This is a genomic window from Microbacterium sp. Leaf159 (assembly GCF_001423615.1).
In the GTDB taxonomy this organism is placed as follows: domain Bacteria; phylum Actinomycetota; class Actinomycetes; order Actinomycetales; family Microbacteriaceae; genus Microbacterium.
In genome coordinates this window covers 79,710-101,215 of record NZ_LMOU01000003.1, presented here as the reverse complement: position 1 = coordinate 101,215, position 21,506 = coordinate 79,710, and the positions used below count along the sequence as shown (strand labels likewise).

20 protein-coding genes and 1 pseudogene are annotated in these 21,506 nt (G+C 68.0%); 11 read left to right on the top strand and 10 right to left on the bottom strand.

The features are described 5' to 3' along the window. The first annotated feature begins 169 nt into the window (after nucleotides 1-169). From ASF80_RS18360 to ASF80_RS18345, 4 genes are all read left to right on the top strand, one after another. Nucleotides 170-1,468, top strand: coding sequence for an ABC transporter substrate-binding protein (locus tag ASF80_RS18360; protein WP_056313921.1), 1,299 nt, complete (start codon nucleotides 170-172; stop codon nucleotides 1,466-1,468). Nucleotides 1,469-1,545: 77 nt separating this feature from the next. Then, a complete protein-coding gene (locus ASF80_RS18355; RefSeq protein WP_056313919.1) occupies nucleotides 1,546-2,451 on the top strand; it encodes a carbohydrate ABC transporter permease in 906 nt (301 codons plus the stop codon). A gap of 10 nt (nucleotides 2,452-2,461) precedes the next feature. Next, on the top strand, nucleotides 2,462-3,352 hold the full coding sequence (locus tag ASF80_RS18350) for a carbohydrate ABC transporter permease (RefSeq protein ID WP_082488481.1): 891 nt from the start codon (nucleotides 2,462-2,464) through the stop codon (nucleotides 3,350-3,352). Next, nucleotides 3,349-5,217: a beta-L-arabinofuranosidase domain-containing protein gene (locus tag ASF80_RS18345; RefSeq protein WP_157521137.1), complete on the top strand. Its 1,869-nt coding sequence runs from the start codon at nucleotides 3,349-3,351 to the stop codon at nucleotides 5,215-5,217. The genes ASF80_RS18350 and ASF80_RS18345 overlap by 4 nt, the downstream gene beginning before the upstream one ends. Nucleotide 5,218: 1 nt before the next feature. Here ASF80_RS18345 and ASF80_RS18340 read toward each other — a convergent pair whose 3' ends face one another. The 5 genes from ASF80_RS18340 to ASF80_RS18320 all read right to left on the bottom strand — a co-directional run bounded on the left by ASF80_RS18340 (nucleotide 5,219) and on the right by ASF80_RS18320 (nucleotide 9,075). After that, nucleotides 5,219-5,503, bottom strand: coding sequence for a WXG100 family type VII secretion target (locus ASF80_RS18340; protein WP_056313913.1), 285 nt, complete (start codon nucleotides 5,501-5,503; stop codon nucleotides 5,219-5,221). Then, complete coding sequence (locus ASF80_RS18335; protein WP_056313911.1) at nucleotides 5,503-6,006, bottom strand: hypothetical protein; 504 nt, start codon at nucleotides 6,004-6,006, stop codon at nucleotides 5,503-5,505. Before ASF80_RS18335 ends, ASF80_RS18340 begins: the two co-directional genes overlap by 1 nt. Nucleotides 6,007-6,039: 33 nt before the next feature. Beyond that, nucleotides 6,040-7,350 carry a putative T7SS-secreted protein gene (locus tag ASF80_RS18330; protein ID WP_056313909.1) on the bottom strand — a complete coding sequence of 437 codons (1,311 nt, stop codon included), beginning with the start codon at nucleotides 7,348-7,350 and terminating at the stop codon, nucleotides 6,040-6,042. Next, complete coding sequence (locus ASF80_RS18325) at nucleotides 7,350-7,640, bottom strand: type VII secretion target (RefSeq protein WP_056313907.1); 291 nt, start codon at nucleotides 7,638-7,640, stop codon at nucleotides 7,350-7,352. The genes ASF80_RS18330 and ASF80_RS18325 overlap by 1 nt, the downstream gene beginning before the upstream one ends. 175 nt (nucleotides 7,641-7,815) lie before the next feature. Continuing rightward, nucleotides 7,816-9,075, bottom strand: coding sequence for a D-arabinono-1,4-lactone oxidase (locus ASF80_RS18320; RefSeq protein ID WP_056313904.1), 1,260 nt, complete (start codon nucleotides 9,073-9,075; stop codon nucleotides 7,816-7,818). Between the two features lie 79 nt (nucleotides 9,076-9,154). Between ASF80_RS18320 and ASF80_RS18315 the strand changes: the two genes are divergently transcribed. From ASF80_RS18315 to ASF80_RS18295, 5 genes are all read left to right on the top strand, one after another. Continuing rightward, on the top strand, nucleotides 9,155-10,201 hold the full coding sequence (locus ASF80_RS18315; protein ID WP_056313902.1) for a LacI family DNA-binding transcriptional regulator: 1,047 nt from the start codon (nucleotides 9,155-9,157) through the stop codon (nucleotides 10,199-10,201). A gap of 118 nt (nucleotides 10,202-10,319) precedes the next feature. Next, complete coding sequence (locus tag ASF80_RS18310; protein WP_056314023.1) at nucleotides 10,320-11,657, top strand: extracellular solute-binding protein; 1,338 nt, start codon at nucleotides 10,320-10,322, stop codon at nucleotides 11,655-11,657. Further along, entirely contained in the window at nucleotides 11,654-12,604 is a 951-nt protein-coding gene (locus tag ASF80_RS18305) for a carbohydrate ABC transporter permease (protein ID WP_056313900.1), read from the top strand. Before ASF80_RS18310 ends, ASF80_RS18305 begins: the two co-directional genes overlap by 4 nt. Continuing rightward, complete coding sequence (locus tag ASF80_RS18300; RefSeq protein WP_056313899.1) at nucleotides 12,604-13,509, top strand: carbohydrate ABC transporter permease; 906 nt, start codon at nucleotides 12,604-12,606, stop codon at nucleotides 13,507-13,509. Before ASF80_RS18305 ends, ASF80_RS18300 begins: the two co-directional genes overlap by 1 nt. A gap of 39 nt (nucleotides 13,510-13,548) precedes the next feature. Beyond that, entirely contained in the window at nucleotides 13,549-15,072 is a 1,524-nt protein-coding gene (locus tag ASF80_RS18295) for an alpha-N-arabinofuranosidase (protein ID WP_056313897.1), read from the top strand. 79 nt (nucleotides 15,073-15,151) lie between these two features. Here ASF80_RS18295 and ASF80_RS18290 read toward each other — a convergent pair whose 3' ends face one another. From ASF80_RS18290 to ASF80_RS18270, 5 genes are all read right to left on the bottom strand, one after another. Beyond that, the gene (locus ASF80_RS18290) at nucleotides 15,152-16,285 is read right to left on the bottom strand and encodes a bifunctional 2-methylcitrate synthase/citrate synthase (protein ID WP_056313895.1); all 1,134 of its coding nucleotides are present in this window, start codon (nucleotides 16,283-16,285) and stop codon (nucleotides 15,152-15,154) included. 2 nt (nucleotides 16,286-16,287) lie between these two features. After that, nucleotides 16,288-17,190, bottom strand: a complete 903-nt coding sequence (prpB, locus tag ASF80_RS18285) for a methylisocitrate lyase (RefSeq protein WP_056313893.1) — start codon at nucleotides 17,188-17,190, stop codon at nucleotides 16,288-16,290. Beyond that, nucleotides 17,190-18,716, bottom strand: a complete 1,527-nt coding sequence (locus ASF80_RS18280) for an MmgE/PrpD family protein (protein WP_056313891.1) — start codon at nucleotides 18,714-18,716, stop codon at nucleotides 17,190-17,192. The genes prpB and ASF80_RS18280 overlap by 1 nt, the downstream gene beginning before the upstream one ends. Continuing rightward, a complete protein-coding gene (locus ASF80_RS18275; protein WP_056313889.1) occupies nucleotides 18,713-19,381 on the bottom strand; it encodes a GntR family transcriptional regulator in 669 nt (222 codons plus the stop codon). The genes ASF80_RS18280 and ASF80_RS18275 overlap by 4 nt, the downstream gene beginning before the upstream one ends. Before the next feature lie 73 nt (nucleotides 19,382-19,454). Then, nucleotides 19,455-20,435, bottom strand: a complete 981-nt coding sequence (locus ASF80_RS18270) for an EamA family transporter (protein WP_056313887.1) — start codon at nucleotides 20,433-20,435, stop codon at nucleotides 19,455-19,457. Between the two features lie 39 nt (nucleotides 20,436-20,474). Between ASF80_RS18270 and ASF80_RS18265 the strand changes: the two genes are divergently transcribed. Together ASF80_RS18265 and ASF80_RS19490 are read left to right on the top strand one after the other, a co-directional pair. Beyond that, nucleotides 20,475-21,011 carry a CGNR zinc finger domain-containing protein gene (locus tag ASF80_RS18265; RefSeq protein WP_056313885.1) on the top strand — a complete coding sequence of 179 codons (537 nt, stop codon included), beginning with the start codon at nucleotides 20,475-20,477 and terminating at the stop codon, nucleotides 21,009-21,011. A gap of 203 nt (nucleotides 21,012-21,214) precedes the next feature. Continuing rightward, nucleotides 21,215-21,506, top strand: a pseudogene (locus tag ASF80_RS19490) (hypothetical protein); the annotation flags it as partial.

Sequence of the window (21,506 nt, the reverse complement as noted above, 5' to 3'; positions counted from 1 at the left end):
GTTATCGGAACGAGGGTTGACGCCCCCGCTGAAACCACGCTATACCTTTCGAAAGGGTTTTCGTAGATTTCGGAGAACCCGATCTCCACCTCATCTCCACACCCGGCGCTGCACTGTCGAAGCGCCACACCGCACCCGCTCGAGGACGAGCCCAGAGGAGCCCCCGCCCATGAACACCACCCGTACACACGCCGCACGCCGGGCAGCAGCAGCCGTCATCGCGGCCGGCCTGCTCGTCGGCGGTCTCGCCGCCTGCGCACCCGCCGCCGACGACACCGCCGCAGACGAGCCCATCCCCGCCGAGGGCACCGACGACGGCACCACGCTGACGCTGTGGACCCGCGCGCCCATCGAGCGCCAGGCCAAGCTGCTCGTCGACGCCTACAACGCCAGCCATGAGAACCAGGTCGAGCTCACTGTCGTCCCCAACGACGACTACGTCGCCAAGGTCGGCGCCGCAGCCGGTTCCAGCGGCCTGCCCGATCTGTTCGCCGCCGACATCGTCTACGTGCCCAACTGGGCCCAGCAGGGCCTGTTCCAGGACATGTCCGAGCAGATCGATGCCCTCGACTTCAAGGATGAGATCAACCCGGGTCACCTGTCGGCCGGCACGGTCGACGGCGCCGAATACGTGCTGCCGTTCGCCCTCGACCTGTCGATGCTGTTCTGGAACAAGGAGCTCTTCGCCGAGGCCGGTCTCGACCCCGAGAAGGCACCCGCCACACTCGAGGAGTTCGCCGAGGCGGCCATGGCCGTGCAGGCGCTGAACAAGCCCGACACGTACGGCACGGCGACCGGCCTCAACTGCGGTGGCTGCCTGGTCTTCACCTGGTTCCCCTCGATCTGGGCATCCGGCGACGAGGTCATGAGCGACGACGGCACCGAATCCCTGCTCGACGGCGACTCCGCCCAGGCCGTCTACGACACGTGGGCCGAGCTGCAGGATGCCGGGGCGATCCTCCCCTCTTCCACCGATGAGGCCGGCCCCACCTGGACCGCCGCGTTCAGCGAGGGCAAGGTCGGCGTGATGCCGTTCCCGGCGACCCTCCTCCCCTCCCTCGAGTTCGACGCGGGCGTGGCCGGCATCCCCGGTGTCGACGGCGGCGCCTCGACCTTCGTCGGCGGCGATGGCATCGGCATCTCGAAGGACTCGAAGAAGGCCGCGCAGGCCTGGAACTTCCTCAACTGGATGATGTCGGAGGATGCCCAGGTCGAGGTGCTCGCGAAGGACGGCAACGCCGTCTCACGCGGCGACCTGGCCGACAACGAGTACGCCGCGGCCGACCCGCGCCTGGTCACGATCAACGAGGTCGCGGCTCAGGGCGACACCCCGGTCGCGCTGAACTTCCAGCAGGCGTTCAACGCCCCGGGCAGCCCGTGGCTGACGCTGGTGCGCAACGCCGTGCTGAACGGCGACGACTCGGTGCCGGCAGACAACGAGGAGATCACCGCGATCCTGTCGCAGTGACCCATCGCGGGGGCGACGCGCATCGCGCCGCCCCCGCCTCCCGCACGCCCCCGCACTTCTGATCGAAAGAGAACGTGATGACCTCGACCGCACCTCCGCTGCGTCGCCGCAGACGGCGCACCGCCTTCGGCGGCCCGGTGCAGGGCTGGCTGTACGCAGCCCCGACGGCGATCTTCGTCGCCCTGCTCTTCATCGTCCCGCTGGTGCTCGTGGTGCAGATGTCGGCCTCCGACTGGCCACTGCTGAGCGGCAACCAGGGCATCAACTTCCCCGAGAACTACGCGGATGCCGTCACTCACCGCCTCTTCTGGGATTCGATCCGCTTCACCCTGCTGTACACGGTCATCACGACCGTGATCCTGATCGGCCTCGGTCTCGGACTCGCCCTGCTCGTGCAGGAATCGACCCGGTGGAAGGGGTTCCTGCGCACGGCGTTCCTGATCCCCAGTGCCCTCGGTCTCGCATCCGCCTCGCTGCTCTTCTATGTGCTGTACTCCCCCATCGCCGGCCCGTTCGCGCAGCTGATGAAGTCGTGGGGCATCACCTTCCTCGGCACACCGGAGGGCGCGCTGTGGTCGACGATCTTCCTGATCGTCTGGCGCTACGCCGGCTTCTACATGCTGCTGATGCTGGTGGGACTGCAGGGCATCCCCGACGACGTCTACGAGGCCGCTCGCATCGATGGCGCGAATCGGTGGCAGACGTTCCGCGACATCACGGTGCCGCTGCTCAAGCCGACATTCGCGCTCACGACCGTGATGTGCGTGACCGGGTCGCTGCTCGCGTTCGAGCAGTTCTACATCCTCACCAAGGGCGGCCCCGACAACAGCACCATGACCGTCGTGCAGCTGATCTACAACGTCGCGTTCCAGGGGCAGAACAGCCTCGGCATCGCCGGCGCCCTCTCGGTGATCGTGCTGCTCGCACTCATCGTCGTCAACGTCTTCCAGCTGCGCGCGTTCCGCCGCACGGATGAGAACTGAGCTGAGAACCATGTCCCAGACCCTGACGCGCACCATCGTCGCCCCGAATCATCAGCCCACTGCGCCTCGGTACCGTTCGAAGGCCGCACGCGTCGTCTTCGGCATCCCGTACTGGGTGTTCACCACAGCCCTCGCGGTGATCTTCCTCTATCCGCTCATCTGGACCGGCGTCTCGTCGATCAGCCCGATGGCCGGCACCAGCCAGACCGACGGCTGGGGCTTCGGCAACTACGCCGCCCTCGGCGAGTACCAGGCCGGCATCTGGGTGTACCTCGGCAACTCGCTCTTCGTGTCGGTGCTCACGGTGGCGCTCACGCTGTTCATCTCGCTGCTGGGCGGATACGCGTTCGCACGCTTCTCGTTCCCCGGCAAGAACGCGCTGTTCCTGCTGACCCTCGCGATCCTGATGGTGCCGTACGCGACGCTGCTCATTCCGCTCTACGTGATCCTCAACGCGGTAGGGCTGCAGAACTCGCTCGTCGGCGTCGCGCTCGTGATCACCATGTTCCAGCTGCCGTTCTCGATGTTCATGATGCGCATCTCGTTCGAGTCGATCCCGAGGGAGATGGACGAGGCCGCGATGGTCGACGGATGCTCCAGCTGGGGCGCCCTGTGGCGGGTGCTGCTCCCGGCGGTCAAGCCGGGGCTCGTCACGGTCGGGCTGTTCGCGTTCCTCACGGCGTGGAACGACTTCATGGCTCCGCTGATCCTCATCAACGACACCAACCGCATGACGCTGCCGCTCGCGGTGGCCAACCTCCGAGGACAGGTGCAGGGCGTCGTCGACTACGGCGCGACCGAGGCGGGGGTCGTCGTGCTGGCACTCCCCTGCATCCTGCTCTTCCTGATCCTGCAACGACACTACGTGCGCGGCTTCATGTCCGGCGCTTTCAAGGGATGACCATGTTCGACACCACCACACCGGCCGCTCCCGTGGTCCCCACGCGCGGTCGCCTGCGCCCGCTCGGCCTGGGCGAGGTGCGCATCACCGGAGGATTCTGGGGCGACCGCCAGGCCGTCAACGGAACGGCCACGCTCACGCACATCGAGTCGCGACTCGAGTCCGAGGGATGGCTGCCGAACTTCGATCTCGCCGCCGCCGGCACCCTGCCCGCAGGACGCCGCGGGCGCGAGTTCGCCGACTCCGAGATCTACAAATATCTCGAGGCGCTGGCCTGGGAGATCGGCCGCACGGATGCCGCAGCCGACGACGACCTCGAGCAGCGGTTCCGTCGCGTGGTCGACCGGGTCGCCGCGGCGCAGGAGTCCGACGGATACCTCAACACGATGTTCGGGCGCGACGGTCAGGGCGAGCGCTGGTCGGCGCTGCAGTGGGGGCACGAGCTCTATTGCCTCGGGCACCTGTTCCAGGCGGCCGTCGCCCGGGTGCGCACGAGGCCGGATGCCGACGACGGGCTGATCGACATCGCCCGACGCGCGGCCGACCTCGTCTGCCGGGAGTTCGGCTCTGAAGGCCGGGACGCGATCTGCGGGCACGCCGAGGTCGAGGTCGGTCTCGCGGAGCTCGGTCGCGCACTCGGCGAGCAGCGCTACATCGACCAGGCCGCCCTGTTCGTCGAGCGCCACGGGCGTGGGTCGCTGGGCGAGATCGAATGGGGGCGCAGCTACTTCCAGGATGACGTGTCGGTGCGCGACGCCGAGGCTCTTCGCGGGCACTCCGTGCGGGCGAACTACCTGTCGTCGGCTGCGGCCGACGTCGCCGCCGAGCTGTCCGACGGGTCGCTGCTCGACGCGCTGCGGTCGCAATGGGATCGCACGGTCGAGCGCCGCACCTATGTCACCGGTGGCCAGGGGTCGCACCATCAGGACGAGGCGTTCGGCGACGACTGGGAGCTGCCGCCGGATCGCGCCTACTCCGAGACCTGCGCCGGGATCGGCTCGATCATGTTCTCGTGGCGGCTGCTGCTCGCCACCGGTGAGGCGCAGTACGCCGACCTGATCGAGCGGACCCTGTTCAACGTCGTCGCGACCTCGCCCGGTGACGACGGACGCTCGTTCTTCTACGCCAACACGCTGCATCAGCGCACGCCGGGGATTCCTGCGGATCCGGATGCCACGTCGCCGCGCGCCTCGTCATCGCTGCGCGCGCCCTGGTTCGAGGTGTCCTGCTGCCCGCCGAACGTGGCCCGCACCTTCGCCAGTCTCGCGGCGTATGTGGCCACGGCCGATGAGGACGGCGTGCAGCTGCACCAGTACGCACCGTCGACCGTGCGCACGACGCTGCCCGACGGCCGCGTCGCGGCGTTCGACGTGTCGACGGCCTACCCCGTCGAGGGCGATGTTCGCGTCACGATCGCCGAGGATGCCGAGTTCACGCTGACGCTGCGGGTGCCGGCGTGGGCCGAGGGCGCGCTCGTGCGAGTGCGCTCGGGCGAGGACGAGTCGTCGGAGCCCGCCGCCGTCGGCTCTGTGTCGGTGACGCGATCGTTCCGCGCCGGCGACGTCGTCGAGCTGAACCTGCCGATCGTGGCGCGGGCCACGTCACCGAATCCGATGGTGGATGCGGTGCGAGGCAGCGTCGTGATCGAACGAGGCCCCGAAGTTCTGGCGCTCGAGTCGATCGATCTCGGAGCCGATGTCGGCGACGCGATCGTTGCGGGAGAGCCCGTCGAGCGCGAGGGTCATGTGGTGCTGCCGGTGCGGCATCGCTCGACGGGCGACACTGTCGATGCCCCGCTGATCGCGTATCACGACTGGGCTCGGCGCGGTCCGTCGACCATGCGGGTCTGGATCCCGACGGAGTGATTCAGCTCCAGAGGCCGGCGACGTGGGCTTCGGCTTCGCGAGTGCGCGCTTGAGCACGGGCTGCGGCGGTCGCGGCGCTGGTGAGAGCGGTCTGCATGCCGTCGGCACACTCGCTCCATTCGCGGTGAGCGCGGGAGTAGGCGTCTTGGGCGTGCCCGGTCCACAGGTGCTTCAGCTCGGTTGCTTCGGAGTCCAGGTCTTCGAGAAGCGCTCGGATCTGCTGCGCGGTGTCGGCGAGAACGGCGATCGACTGGGCCAGCGGCTCGTGTTCGACGCGGATGCGCATCAACCTTGACCCTCGTCGGGCTCGGGCGTCGGCCAGCTCAGGTGCAGATCGCGGAGCTCGTATGGCTGAGACACCTCGTCGGTGAGGAAATACGTGTAGAAGATGACCGCCGCCTCGTCGGCGGTGAAGACCTCGTGTGGGTAGACCGTGGTGCTGTGGCGACCGTCGTCGTAGTGGATCACCTCGGTGGGCTCCCCGGTGCGGTCACCGCCGGGCTTGCCGATCGCGTACTGGTGGGGGGTGCCGTCGGCCTCGATGCGGCGAACCTCCAGTGCCAGTGCATCGGCGGTGCCGGCGCACTGCATGTACTCCTCGCTGAACGGGATGCTCTCCAGCAGGTCCGCACCTTCTGGTGCGCGCCACAGGCTCCACGCCCAGAACGACGAGCCGTTCATCCGATTCAGCGAGTATCGGATCTGCTCCGGGTACGGCCTGATGCTGTCGATCAACGCCATGCGGCTGTAGCCGTTCTGCTGTGTGACATGTGTGCGTGTGATCGCCATCAGGTGACTCTCTCTGATTCTGGAGTATTCGGTTCACGGAACATGTTTGAGGATCACGTCCACGATCCGAATGGTCTGACCATTCAACGTCGCGGTCGCAGGTCGCTCGACACTGACCATCGCGTCGAATCCCCTCTGAGCTGCATCGCGGGATCCGGTGCCGCCCTTCACCTCGATCGCCGTCCACGTCCCGTCGCCGTTGCTGAATAGACCATCGAAGTACCGGTGCTGATCGGAAGTCGCTCCGGGTTGGCGGAACCCCTCGATCGTCGCACGTACTTTGTCGCGGACGATATCTGCACCGGTGCTCTCCGCGACTCGATCCAACCCGAGCTTCTCGGTGTCGACCCAGGGGCGCTGTCCATCGCCGTTGTAGTGACCGAGGACGTCACGGCCACCATGTTCGGGATGCGGCGGCGGCCGCTGAGCGATGGAGACCGCGTCGTCACCGGTCGCCTCGTTCATCCATCGGGTCCCGGCGTGCCCGGCTGCGGCGAGTCCTGCGCCGGCGACGCCTACACCGACCCAGGCGAGACCGCCACCGGGCGCAGCTCCCACCCCGGTGAGCGCGAGCGCACCTCCGCCGCCGATCATCGTGCCGCCCCCGACCACGAGCGCGACTCCCCCGAGGAGCTCGAGGAGGATGTCGGGGTGGTTGATGAGCGCGGTGCCCATCGAGGCGATGAAGTTCAATTGCTCGATCGCCGGGTTGAGCACGGCGGTCTCGAACATGACCGTGCCGATCGCCCCCGCGACCGCCCAGTTCTTTGCGCCTTCCGCCTGCTTCGGTGTCTGCAGGGGCGCCGCATCCGCCGCATCATGGATGGCGTTCGCGGCGTCGACGGCATACCGATTCAGCACACCGCGCGCGTTCGTCAAGACGTCGACCGCCTGTGCGCGCAGGTCCGCCCCGCCATCGATGAACGGGACGTCGAGTTCGACGGGTCGCAGGTGAAGGTCGCGTTCCAGCTCGCGCACCTTCATCTGGTGCTCCTGGCGTGAAGCGATCGTCGCTGCTTCCGCCTGCTCCCACAAGTCGATGGCGCGTGCGGCTTCGTCCTGCGCCCACCGCAGAGCATCCCCATAGGCCGACAGAGCGGCGGCGCCGTTCATCAGGTGCTCACTGCACTTCTGCCAGGACGACCGCACGTACTCGGCCCGCTCGAGGTATTTCTCATACGGGTGCCCGGTCCACGCGGAATCGACTTCGAGGCGACGCAACCCGTCATGAAGCGCCGTGGCGGCCTCGGACCGAGACCGCCACGCCGCCGCGACCGTGTGCGCCGCGGCCCACGATCCGGGCACCAGCGCGACCGGATCCGTCGTCGCCCCCAGTTCGGACATCAGTAGTCGCTCTCGGCCCAGATCATCTGGTCGAGTTCGCTGCGCGACGCGTCATCGCCCCGGTCGAACACCTCGGCCGTCTGCCGCAGATTCTCCGCCACCATGTCGACGTCTCCGAGACGCCGCCCCAATGCCGTCGTCCAGGTGTCACCGAATCGAGCCACCGCCGCGGTGATCGGCCCCGCCCCCAGGCCCGACGACTGGGCAACCACCGCCGAACCGAAGTCACTCCGCAGACTCGCCGCCTTCGTCGCGAAGGCTCGCAGCTCGTCGGTCTCCACGTCCGTCATCGCACCTCCCGAAGGTCACAAATGACAACGCTACGTCCTCATACGAGTACGTAATCGGCATCGGAGTCGCGCATACCGATGTTCCGGGATGCAGTTTCGAGCGGTGCCCGACTCACGCGAATGGCCCCACCTCGATGCGAGATGGGGCCATTCGGACGAGCGGAACGGAAGAGCTCTACAGCCCGAGGCGCTCCAGGTACGGGTTCACGAGCCGGCGCTCGGGGTCGAATCGGGCGGCGAGCGCGGCGAAGTCGTCCCACCGCTGGTAGCGCGAACGCACTTCCGCCGGGTCGAGGGTGAAGACCTTGCCCCAGTGCGGGCGGGCGGTCGCCGGCAGAAGCGCCTCGAGCGTCGGCAGGAACGCACGCACCGCCGCCTCGTCGGGCTTCCACGTGAAGTGGATGCCGACGGCATCCGTCCCCTGCGACGAGCTCAGCCAGAGGTAGTCAGGGGCGACCGTGCGGATCTCGTTCACGAGCAGCAGCGGTGCGATCTGACCGGCGAGCGTGCGTACCGCCTGGATCGCGGCGACCGCGTCTGCGCGGGGCACCAGGTACTCGCTCTGGATCTCGGCGCCGGCCGACGGCGTGAACTCGAGCTTGAAGTGCGCGAGCCGCTCGAACCACGGCCCCGGCTCGCCGAGCTGCTCGGTACAGGCGACAGGATCGACGCCGAGAATCGGATGCCGCTTCGCCGTCGCCGGCTCCGCACCGAGCCGCTCGAAGAGGTCGTCGCGGACGAGCTCATGCGCCTCGGGGTGACGCTGCTTGACCCAGATCTGGTCGGCGATGTCGGTGCGGGTCCAGGTCGAGAAGATGCTGACGCTCGTGCCGATGCCCGTGACCTCGTCGAAGTCGGCGAGGATCGCATCCCACGACGGATGCTCGAACACATGCTGTGCGACGTCGTAGGTCGGCTCGACGTCAAGTGTGACCTCGACGACGGCGCCGAGCGCCCCGAGGCTCACGACCGCGCCGTCGAAGTCCGCGTCACCGCGTGAGAGCGTCCGCGCCTCACCGGCCGGGGTGATGATCGTCAGAGCGCGCACCGCTGTCGCCAGCGACCCGGTCGCATCGCCCGACCCGTGCGTGCCCGTGGCCACGGCCCCGGCGATCGAGATGTGCGGCAGCGAAGCGAGGTTCGCGAGAGCAAGCCCCTCCGCCCCGAGGCGCGGCGCGATGTCGCCGTAGCGCAGCCCGCCCGAGACGCGCACGGCGTCGCGGGCGTCATTGATCTCGAACACGACGGGCAGCCGGTCGAGCGCGATGAGCACCCCGTCGGTGTCGGCGATGTCGTTGAAGCAGTGCCGAGAGCCGAGGAACCGCACGGACCCGCCGCGCGCGAGCAGCGACTGCAGCTCCTCGATCGAAGACGGATGCTCGACCGCGGATGCGCGATAGGTGAGGTTGCCTGCCCAGTTGCGTTCGATGGTCATGGCGCCATGTTAGTCAGGCGGCCTCTGCCTCCATCGATGGAGCAGCGACGATGACGACGCGCATGGATAGGCTGACCGGATGACAGCGATGCCGCCTCCCCGCGCGACGATGAAAGACGTCGCCGCTCTGGCGGGAGTCTCGACGAAGACCGTCTCGAACGTCGTCACCCGCACGGTGGCCGTGCGAGACGAGACCCGCGTCAAGGTCGAGGCGGCGATGGCGCAGCTCGATTTCGTGCCCAACCTCAGCGCCCGAGGACTCCGCAAGGGTCGCTCCGGAATCATCGCCGTGGCTCTGCCGGATCTGGCGACCGCCTTCTCGGCAGAGCTGATGCACCGCCTCGTCGACGCCGCCCACGAACGTGGGCTCGCCGTGCAGATCGAAGAGACGGCGACCGACCCCGAGCGCGAGAGGGAGCTGGTCTCTCGCGCTCGCGCCCATCTCGTCGATGGGCTGATCCTCAACCCCATCCGCCTCGAAGACAGCGTGCTGAAGTACGCCGATCGCCTTCCTCCGCTCGTCGTGCTGGGCGAGGTCGAGCAGAACAGGGCCGACCACGTGCGCATCGACAGCCGCCGGGCAGCCGCCGACGTCACTCGGCATGTGCTCTCGCGTGGCGCGACTCGCATCGCGGTGATCGGCGCCGACGACGACCCCTCGGTCGCCACGGCGACCAGCCGTCTGCGCCTCGAGGGCGTGCACGACGCCCTGCGCGAGGCCGGCATCGCACGAGACACCGCGCTCGAGATCAACCCGATGCCGTGGTCGATGACCGGCGGAGCCGATGGCGTGCAGACGCTGCTGGGCCGTGGCGTCGCGTTCGACGCGATCGTCGCCTTCACCGATTCGCTGGCTCTCGGCGCCCTGCACGCCCTCCACGACCACGGCGTGAGCGTGCCGGGCGATGTGATCGTGACAGGCTTCGACGACGTCGAGTTCTCGCGCTACACCTCGCCGTCGCTCACGACGATCGCCTTCGATCGTCGTGCCTTCGCGGATGCGGCGCTGGGGCTGCTCGAGTCACGCATCGACGACCGGGCGACCCCACCCAGGGCTCTCACCCTCTCGCACCACCTGCTCGAGCGCGACAGCACGCAGGGCACTCCGCGCGGCTACCGCCCCTGACGCGCGCAGCCGCGCGGCATCCCGTGGCGACCGGCCCGCTCACGATCCCTCTTGCGCCCGCGATTACATCGATGTAATGATGTACCTCGATCCCGCCCGCAGTCACGAAGGAGTGACGATGACGCCCCCGCTCGATATGTCCAGACGGCAGTTCCTGACCGCAGCATCGGTCACAGCCGCAGCAGCCCTGCTCGCCGGCTGCGCCCCCGGCACCGTCCCCGGCTCGAACACCACGACCCTGCAGTTCTGGCATCTGCTCTCGGGCGGCGACGGCGTCACCATGTCGCAGCTGCTCGACACCGCGAACTCCGCGCAGAGCGCGTACCGCATCCGACCCACGGTCCTCGCCTGGGGCACCCCGTACTACACGAAGCTCGCGATGGCCGGCGCCGGTGGCCGGGCCCCCGATGTCGCGATCATGCATGCGACCCGCACCGTCGGCTGGGCTCCTGGGGGCCTGCTCGACACGTGGGACCTCGACCGGCTCTCCTCGCTCGGCGTCGACAGCACGAAGTTCCCGAAGCCCATCTGGGAGAAGGGCTTCGTCGGCGAGAACATGTACAGCATCGCGCTCGACGCGCATCCGTTCGTCGCCATGTTCAACACCGACATCTGCGACGCCGCGGGTGTGCTCGACAGCGACGGCCGCCTGATCGAGACCTCCTCCCCCGACGAGTTCGTCGACCAGTTGCGCACGATCGGCGGCCAGGCCGACGGCCATGCGCTCTCGTACGGCTACCTCGGCGACGGCGCCCAGATGTGGCGCCTCTTCTACACCTTCTACTCGCAGCACGGCGGCGCGATGGAGCTCCCGCCTGGGGGCAAGGCCGTGATCGACAAGGATGCCGCGGTCGAATCGCTCTCGCTCATGCGCACCCTGCTCGACGGCGAGATCGCCCTCGCGCAGGCCGACTACGGCAGCGCCGTCGCCGAATTCGCGACCGGCAAGAGCGGGATGCTGTTCACCGGAGTCTGGGAGCTGCGCACCATGCAGAACGCCGGGATCCCGTTCGACGCGACCATGATCCCCACTCTCTACGGCACGCCGGCGGTCTACGCCGACTCGCACTCGTTCGTGCTGCCGCACCAGACCAACGCCGACGAGAAGAAGCGCGACCTGACCTACCAGTTCGTCGCCGACATGCTGAAGGGCTCGTTCGGCTGGGCAGAAGCCGGACACATCCCCGCCTTCCTTCCCGTCACCGAATCCCCCGAGTACGACGACCTGATCCCGCAGGCGCACTATGCCGAGGCCGCTCAGCACGTCGTCTACGACCCGACCGCGTGGTTCACCGGATCAGGATCGAACTTCCAGGGCGAGTTCGGCGCCGCCGTGCAGGGCGTGCTGCTCTCGGGCGACGACCCCGCCGCCGCGATCGACCGGTTCGAGGCCCGCGTGAACACGCTCCTCAGCCAGCCGAACCCGGCTGATCCCGAGGGGAAGTTCGCATCATGACCACGGCAACCGACTCCACCCGCACGATCGTCACCGGCTCCAAGGCCGCGCTGCCGATCCGTCGCGCCGGCTCTCGCAACCGCGAGCAGCTCATCAGCTGGGCGTTCCTCGCCCCGTTCCTCATCGCCTTCGTGCTGTTCCTCGCCTGGCCGATCGTGCACGGCATCATCCTCAGCTTCACCGACCAGTCGCTCACCGGCGCAGGCGGCGCCTTCGTCGGCTTCGCGAACTACGCCGAGGCACTGGCCGACCCGGTCATGTGGCGCTCGATGGGCAACACGGTGTGGTTCACGCTGCTCTCGACTGTCCCGCTCGTCGCGATCGCTCTGATCATGGCCGCACTCGTCGACCGCGGCATCCCCGGCCAGTGGCTGTGGCGGCTGTCGTTCTTCATGCCGTACCTGCTCGCCTCGACCGTGATCTCGCAGATCTGGGTCTGGATCTTCAACCCGCAGATCGGCGCGGCCAACAACATCCTGAAGGCCTTCGGTCTCGAGCCGCTCGCCTGGCTGCAGAACCCCGACACGAACATGCTGTCGATCGTGATCGCCACCGTCTGGTGGACGGTCGGATTCAACTTCCTGCTCTACCTCGCGGCGATGCAGAACATCCCGCCGCAGCAGTACGAAGCGGCATCCCTCGACGGCGCGGGCCCGTGGCGGCAGTTCTGGTCGATCACGCTCCCGCAGCTCGGCCCCGCGACCGTCCTGATCCTGATCCTGCAGATCCTGGCGTCGCTCAAGCTGTTCGACCAGGCGTACCAGATGCTCGGCGGCGTCGCGAGCGACACCACCCGCTCGATCGTCCAGTACATCTACGAAGCCGGCTTCGTCAGCTACCGATTCGGCTACTCGGCCGCGATCTCCTATGTGTTCTTCGCTCTCATCGTCATCATCGGCGTCGCGCAGGCCTTGATCTCGCGCCGCCGGAAGGAGTCGCAGCTGTGATGTCCACCGCCACTCTCACCGAGACCATCACCACCGCCAAGCCCGCGCGCGCCCGCCGCTCGCACCTGCCGGGTCAGAAGCCGTTCGGCGCCCTCCGCATCAGCGCTCTCGTCGTGCTGATCATCCTCGCGGTCGGCTGGCTGCTGCCGTTCCTGTGGGCGGTCGCGACCGCCTTCAAGACCGAGACGGATGCCGCCAGCGGCGACCCGTCGTGGATCGGCGCCACCGGGCCGACGGTCGAGGCCTTCACGGCGATCCTGTCGCAGGGCAACGTCTACACCTGGGCGTTCAACAGCCTGTGGACCTCGATCGCCGTGACCCTGATCACGCTGACCATCTCGGCCCTGGCCGCCTACGCGTTCTCTCGACTCGACTTCACCGGTCGCAAGTGGCTGTTCGTGGCGATCATCGCCTCGATCGTGGTGCCGCCGCAGGTGCTGATCATCCCGCTGTTCTACGAGATGCTCGCGTTCAACATGATCGACACCTACTGGGGTCTGATCCTGCCGCAGGTCGTCGCCCCGGCGATGGTGTTCATCCTGAAGCGCTTCTTCGACGCGATCCCGATCGAGCTCGAAGATGCGGCGCGGGTCGACGGCGCAAGCCGACTGCGCATCTTCTGGTCGATCGTGCTGCCGCTCTCGCGGCCGATCCTGGCATCCGTCGCGATCTTCGTGTTCATCGGCGCGTGGAACAACTTCCTCTGGCCGTTCCTCGTCATCAACGACACCACACTGATGACGCTGCCGGTCGGACTCCAGACGGTCATCAGCGCCTACGGCGTGCAGTACGCCCAGGTCATGGCGCAGGCCGTGCTCGCGGCGCTGCCGCTGATCATCGTGTTCATCATCTTCCAGAAGCAGATCGTCAAGGGAGTCGCGACCAGCGGCTTCGGCGGTCAGTAGTCCCCCACCCGGCTCGAGAGCCAGAAATCTAGGAGAGCAATGTCTCAGGCCCGCATCACCATCGACCGCGACTTCACCATCGCCGACGTCCCCCGGAGGCTCTTCGGGTCGTTCGTCGAGCACATGGGGCGCTGCGTGTACACCGGCATCTACGAGCCGGGGCACCCGCAGGCCGACGAGCGCGGCTTCCGTCAGGACGTCCTCGCCCTGGTGAAGGAGATGGGTCCGACCGTGGTCCGCTACCCCGGGGGCAACTTCGTCTCCGGCTACCGCTGGGAAGACGGGGTGGGCCCCGTCGAGGATCGCCCCGTGCGCATCGACGGCGCCTGGCACACGATCGAGACCAACGCGTTCGGTCTGCACGAGTTCATGGACTGGGCGAAGGAGGCCGACGTCGAGGTCATGGAGGCCATCAACCTCGGCACCCGCGGCGTCGAAGAGGCCCGCTCGCTCGTCGAGTACGCGAACCACCCGAGCGGCACCTACTGGTCGGATCTCCGTCGCAAGAACGGCGCCGAGAAGCCGTTCGACATCAAGCTGTGGTGCCTGGGCAACGAGCTCGACGGACCGTGGCAGATCGGCGGCAAGACCGCGACCGAGTACGGACGCCTGGCCCAGGAGTCGGCCAAGGCCATGAAGCTCGTCGACCCGACCATCGAGCTCGTCGCGGTCGGCTCGTCCGGCCGGTCGATGCCGACGTTCGGCACCTGGGAGAACACGGTTCTGACCCACGCCTACGACGAGGTCGACTTCATCTCGATGCACGCGTACTACCAGGAGCACGACGGCGACGCCGAGTCGTTCCTCGCGGAGTCGGTCGACATGGATGCCTTCATCGACGGCGTCATCGCGACGATCGACGCCGTGAAGGCCGCAGGCAAGCACACCAAGCAGGTCGACATCTCGTTCGACGAGTGGAACGTGTGGGACCAGGTGCAGTTCAACGACGTCGAGTCGGTCGAGATCGCCAAGGCCGGGTGGAAGAAGCATCCGCGTCTGATCGAAGACAGCTACAACGTGACGGATGCCGTGGTCGTCGGCACGCTGCTCAACAGCCTCCTGCGCCACGGCGACCGCGTGAAGATCGCCAACCAGGCGCAGCTCGTGAACGTGATCGCGCCGATCCGCTCGGAGGAGAACGGTCCGGCGTGGCGTCAGACGAGCTTCTGGCCCTTCGAGCGCATGGCTCGTCTCGCGAAGGGCCGCATCCTGCGCCTCGCGGTGTCGGCGCCGCAGATCGAGACCAAGCGCTACGGCGGGGTCGACGCGGTCGACGCGGCAGCCACCTGGGATGAGGAGACCGGACGCGTCGTCGTCTTCGTCGCGAACCGCTCGCTCGATGAGGAGAGCGACCTGACGGTGGAGCTCCGCGGACTCACGGGGCTCCGGGTCGTGAACGCCGAGACCCTGACGATCCCCGAGGGCGGCGACCGCCACACCGCGAACCTGGAGACCACGCAGGATGCCGTGCACATGGTGCCGCTGGCGGGTGCCGAGGTCGTCGACGGCGCGGTGCGCGCGACACTGCCGCCGCTGTCGTGGTCGGTGATCGAGCTGGCCTGATCCCCTGACACAGCGATGCCCGGGTCCGCGGAGGGCCCGGGCATCTCTGCGTCTGCGGTGAGCGGTACGCGGTGAGCGGTCAGCCCTCGATGTGCCGCTCGTCGACACCGTCGTAGAACGACAGCGGGCGGATCAGCGCGTTGGCGCCGGCCTGCTCGATGACGTGGGCCGTCCAGCCGGTCACCCGCGCCGCGACGAACAGCGGGGTGAAGGTGAGAGTGTCGAAGCCGATCAGGTTGTACGCGGGGCCCGACGGGTAGTCGAGGTTCGGGTAGATGCCCTTGCGCGCCACGAACTCCGACTCGAGAGCGTCGTAGAGCTCTGCCACCTCTGCCTTGTCGTAGTGCTCGACCAGGGTGTCGAGTGCCGCCTTCATCGTCGGCACCCGCGAGTCGCCGCTCTTGTAGACGCGGTGTCCGAAGCCCATGATCTTGCGCTTCTCCGCCAGAGCCTTGTCGAGCCACGGCACGACGTTCGAGGCCTCGCCGATCTCGTCGAAGATGTGCAGCACGGCCTCGTTCGCGCCGCCGTGCAGCGGCCCCTTGAGCGCGCCGATCGCGCCGACCACGGCCGAGTACAGGTCGCTGAGGGTCGACGTGATCACGCGGGCCGTGAAGGTCGAGGCGTTGAACGAGTGCTCGGCGTACAGGATCATCGAGCGGTTGAACGCGTCGACGACGACCGCATCGGGCTCTTCGCCGAACGTCATCCAGAGGAAGTTCGCCGAGTAGTCGAGGTCGTCGCGCGGCGCGATCGGTTCCTCGCCGCGGCGTCGGCGCTGGCCGTAGGCGACGATCGCCGGAAGAGCGGCGAACAGGCGGATGCTGCGCTCGAGGTTCTCCTCGGGGCTGCCGCCGGCATCGAGCACAGACCCGCCGGCGTTCGTGTCGGAGGCGCCGATCAGGCTGACAGCCGTGCGCACCTCGTCCATCGGGTGCGCCTCGAGCGGGATCAGGTCGATCGCCGCCTTGACGTTGTCGGTCAGGGCTCGATGCGGGCGCTCCTGCGCGCGGAAGGCCGCCAGCTCTTCGAACGTCGGCAGCTCGCCGTGCCACAGCAGGTAGGCGACCGCCTCGAAAGGCTGGGTCGCTGCCAGCTCCTGCACGGGGTACCCGCGGTAGAGCAGGCTGTTCGTCTCGGGGTTGACCTTCGAGATCGCTGTCGTGTCGACGACGACCCCGGCGAGGCCCTTCTTGATGTCCGGCTCGGTCATGCTCACTCCTTCGTGACGGTGAAGCCTGCGACGCCCGAGTCGAACTCCTTGTAGGACTCGTAGTCGATCAGGTCGTAGAGATCGGCACGGTGCTGCATCTCACCGAGCTTCGAGGTGAGGTGCCCCTCCTCGTTCAGCGTATCGAGCGCACGGCCCGCCGCGCCCATCGCGATGCGCAGCAGCGAGACGGGCCAGATGACCATGTTCACACCGGCATCCCGCAGCTGGTCGACCGAGAACAGGTCGCTCTTGCCGAACTCGGTCATGTTGGCGAGGATCGGCACGTCGAGCGCCTCCGCCATCGCCTCGAACTCCGAGAGCGTGCGCATCGCCTCGGGGAAGACCGCATCGGCCCCGGCATCCACCAGCGCCTTGGCGCGATCGATCGCCGAATCGAGTCCCTCGACCGCACGGATGTCGGTGCGCGCCATGATCAGGAAGTTCGGGTCGCGACGCGCGTCGGCGGCCGCGCGGATGCGACGGATCGCCGTGCTCTCGTCGACCACGCTCTTGCCGTCGAGGTGGCCGCAGCGCTTCGGGTTGATCTGGTCCTCGATGTGCGTGCCGGCGAGGCCTGCGTCCTCGAGCTCCTGAATCGTGCGGGCGACGTTCATCGGCTCGCCGAAGCCGGTGTCGGCATCGACGATCGCGGGGATGTCGGTCATCCGCGCGATCTGCTTGGCCCGGCCGGCGACCTCGGTCAGTGTGGTGAGGCCGATGTCAGGGACTCCGAGGTCGGCAGAGAGCACCGCGCCCGAGATGTAGACCCCGTCAAAGCCCTTCTGCTCGATCAGTCGGGCGCTCAGCGGGTTGAAGGCGCCGGGGAACCGCAGCAGCTCACCGCTCTCGAGCCGCTCGCGGAACAGGCGGCGCTTCTCGGCCGGGGTGACGTGGGAGTACAGCATCAGAACAGGCCCTTCGGGGCGTCGGCACCCTCGAGCAGGCCGGGCTTGGCGATGATCGACAGCTCGCCGACCTCGGCCGCCGTGAGCTCGGGCAGACGCTGCACCAGCTCGAGGAACCGCTCGATCTCGGCGGGCTCGAGCACGGGCTCGGCCAGCAGGCGGAACTTCGCGATGTAGTTGTCCCGTGCGAACGGACGGGCGCCGAGCGGATGCGCGTCGGCGACCGCGATCTCGTCGACGACGGTCGTGCCGTCGGTCAGGCGGAACTCGACGCGACCGCCGAACGCCTTCACATCGGGATCTTCCGAGTGGTAGCGGCGCGTCCACTCGGCATCCTCGGCCGTGGTGATCTTGTGCCACAGCGCGACGGTGTCTTCGCGGCCCGCACGTTCGGGGGTGTACGAGTCGACGTGGTGCCAGCCGCCGTCCTGCAGGGCGACGGCGAAGATGTACGGGATCGAGTGGTCGAGCGTCTCGCGCGATGCGGTGGGGTCGTACTTCTGCGGGTCGTTCGCGCCCGAGCCGATCACGTAGTGCGTGTGGTGGCTGGTGTGCAGCACGACGGCCTCGATGTTCGCGGGGTCGCGCAGCGCCGGGTTCTCGGTGCCGAGCTTGCGGGCGAGGTCGATCCACGCCTGCGCCTGATACTCGGCCGAGTGCTCCTTCGTGTACGAGTCGAGGATCGCACGCTTCGCCTCGCCCGCGGCGGGCAGCGGCACCTCGTAGGCGGCATCCTTGCCGTCGAGCATCCAGGCGATCACGCCGTCTTCGCCCTCGTAGATCGGGGCGGGGCTGGTCTGGCCGCGCATCGCCCGGTCGACGGCCTCGACCGCGAGCTTGCCGGCGAACGCCGGGGCGTGCGCCTTCCAGGTCGAGATCTCGCCCTTGCGGCTCTGGCGGGTGGCGGTGGTGGTGTGCAGACCCTGGCCGACGGCCTGATAGATCGTCTCGACGTCGAGGCCGAGCAGGGTGCCGATGCCTGCTGCGGCCGACGGGCCGAGGTGCGCGACATGGTCGATCTTGTGCTTGTGCAGGCAGATCGCGCGCACGAGGTCCATCTGGATCTCGTAACCGGTGGCGATGCCGCGCAGCAGCGCGCGACCGTCGGCCTGTACGTGCTGGGCGACGGCGAGGATCGGCGGGATGTTGTCACCCGGGTGCGAGTACTCGGCCGCGAGGAACGTGTCGTGGTAGTCGAGCTCGCGCACGGCCACGCCGTTGGCCCAGGCCGCCCACTCGGGGCTGGTGCGGTGATCGAGCGCCGCGCCGAAGACCGTGGCGCCGATGCCGCCGGTCGAGACGGGGTGGCTGAACGCCTGGGCGCGGGCCGCGTTGATGGGGCCGCGAGTGAGCGATGCCGCGGCGACCGACGCGTTGTCGATGATGCGGTTGATGATCATGTCGGTGACGTCCTGCTCGACCTCGACCGGATCGGCGGCGACCTCGGCGATCTTCCAGGCGAGCTGGTCTTCGCGAGCGAGGTTCTCGTCGCTGCGGTGGACGCGGACGTGGTGGGTGACGGTCATTTCACACCTTCTGGGTTGGCTGTCAGGGAGTCGAGGATGCCGGTGAGCGCGTTGTGCAGATGCACGTGCGTGGCGTGGGCGGCGAGGTCGCCGTCTCGCGCGCCGAGGGCTGCGGCGATCGTGCGGTGCTCGGCCGCCGAGGCCGCGAGGCGGTCGGGCTTGTCGCGGGCCATGCGCCGCACCCGCACGAGGTGGGTGCGCACGGTGCGCAGCGCCGAGGCGATGTAGTCGTTGTCGACGGCCTGGTCGAGCGCGGCGTCGAACCGGGCGATCAGGGCGTAGTACGCGTCGCGGCCTTCGACGGCGGCGAGGTCGACGTGCGCGAATTCGTCGGCGAGCGCGGCGAAGAGGGAGGCGTCTCCTCGCTGGGCGGCGAGACGGGCGGATGTCTCCTCGAGCGCGCGGCGGATCTCGAACAGGGCACGGATGTCGTCGGCATCCAGGTCTGCCACCACCGTGACCCGCGGCGACTGCTGCACGACGAGCCCGTCGGCTGCCAGGCGGCGGAGGGCCTCGCGCATCGGCGTGCGGCTGATCCCGAGGCGGGCGGCCTGTTCGACCTCGCCCAGTACGAACCCGGCGGGGAGGGCGCCCGACTGGATCTCATCCAGCAACGCCGCGTGCGCTCGGTCGCTCGCGGTGATGCGATCGGCGACAGAGCTCATGCTCTCAGTGTATACACAAATGCAGTAACGCGGTCATTCGGGTGACCGACGAGTGCTTCGCGTATACATTGCACTAACGCTGCGGCTGCTCGACGGCATCCGGTATCGGCTCGACGAACTCGGCGGGCCGCGGCTCGCCCAGCTTCACCACGACCACGCCGACCAGCACCAGCACGCCACCGAGAGCCTGCAGGAGATCGGGCAGCTGACCGAGCAGCAGCCAGCCGAACAGGAGCGCGGCGACCACTTCGGAGAGCGCGACGAACGACGCGAGGCGGGAACCGAGCATCCGGGTCGAGGCGATGCCGAGCACGTAGGCGAGGGCGGTCGCGATGAGGCCGATCGCGAGCACCGGCAGGAACCACGGCACGGTGCCGAAACGATAGGTGATGTCGTCGGTCGTCCAGGCGATGGGCAGGATGCCGATGAGGCCGGCGATCGTGAGAGCGACCGCGCCGAGCAGCAGCCCTCCCCCGGCGAGCGCGATCGGCGGCAGCCCGGTGTCGGCCTTGGCCGAGAGCAGGAAGTAGGTCGCCGCCCCCACCATCGCGGCGAGCGCCCAGAGGATGCCGGCGACATTGACCTCGGCGCCGGTGATGATGTCGAGCATCAGCACGAGGCCGACGAAGGCGATGGCGGCGCCGATCACGCTGCGACGGCTGGGCCGTTCGCCCCGGCGGAGCCACAGCCAGAGGATGACGGCGATCGGCGCAGTGTATTCGATGAGCAGCGCGAGGCCGACGTCCATCACGGCGACGGCCTGGAAGTAGCAGAGCTGGGTGGCGGTCACGGCGAGCAGGCCGTAGGCGGCGACCATGCCGGCATTCTTCTTGAGCACGCCCCATCGACCCCTCAGCGACAGGATGCTCGGCACGAGCAGCACGAGCGCCGCGACCCAGACGCGGACGGTTACCGCTGCTCCCGGCGTCCACCCCGCATCGATGAGGCCGCGGGCCCAGGCGCCCGACATCCCGAACGCGAAGGCCGCGCCGATCGCCAACGGCAGACCGAGGCGCACGCCCGGCGCGGTGATGTCATTTGCAACCTTGCTCATGACAGGTGACGCTACTCGCGCAGGATGTAAGGTGTCAACATGAACTTCACCGATGACACGGAAGAGGCCCTGCGCTCGGCCGTCTGGCTGGTGAACTCGGCAGAGGAGCCTGAGACTCTCGAGACGCTCGCCGACTACGACGCCTTCCTCGTGGACTTCCCTTATTCGGGTCGGCTCGACCGGGACGAGGCCGAGCTCGCCTCCCTGCGAGACCTGCGCCCGCGTCTGCGCGCCCTGCTGCTCGCGCCCCGAGACGAGATGGCCGCACACGTCAACGCAGCCCTCGCCGAGTCCTCCCTCGCGCCGAGGCTCGTGCGCCACGACGGCATGGACTGGCACCTGCACGCCGTCGCCGACGAACGCCCGCTCGCCGAGCGCGTGCTGATCGAGACCGCCATGGCGCTGATCGACGTCATCCGTGCGGACGAGGGCTCGCGCATCTCGATCTGCGCCGACGACACGTGCGACGCTCTCGCCCTCGACCTCTCGCGCAATCGCTCGAAGCGCTACTGCTCGACGACCTGCACGAACCGCAACGCCGTGGCCGCGTACCGCGCACGGCGCGCGAGCGCCTGAGTCTCCACCCCTCGACACATCCTCCACCACCCCGCCGAGGCCAGAAGACCGTCTTACGTAAGGCACATAAACGCGCACTTCTTAACAACTTTTACCGATTGTCGATCTCAGTTGACCTTGGCCTGATTCTCCGGAAATACTGGAGTCTCCCCCGCAGCACAGCGTTTGTGCTCCTGTCCACCCCAAGGCCAAGGATGACCTAGATGACAGAAACGAGCAGTTCTACACAGTTAGACACAGGTCGCAAGCCTCGACGGCTCACCGACGGCATGTTCGCACTGCTGCTCACCGCCCCCGGCCTGGCGCTCCTCGCGGCGGTCGTGGTCTACCCCCTGATCACCGCTCTGATCACCGCGTTCTTCAAGCAGAGCCTCGTCGAGCCCGGTCGCGAGTTCGTCGGATTCCAGAACATCATCGATGTGCTGACCGGCGACTTCTTCCGCCTGCTGGGTCAGACGCTCGTTTTCACGGTCGGCACGACGATCGCCCCCTTCG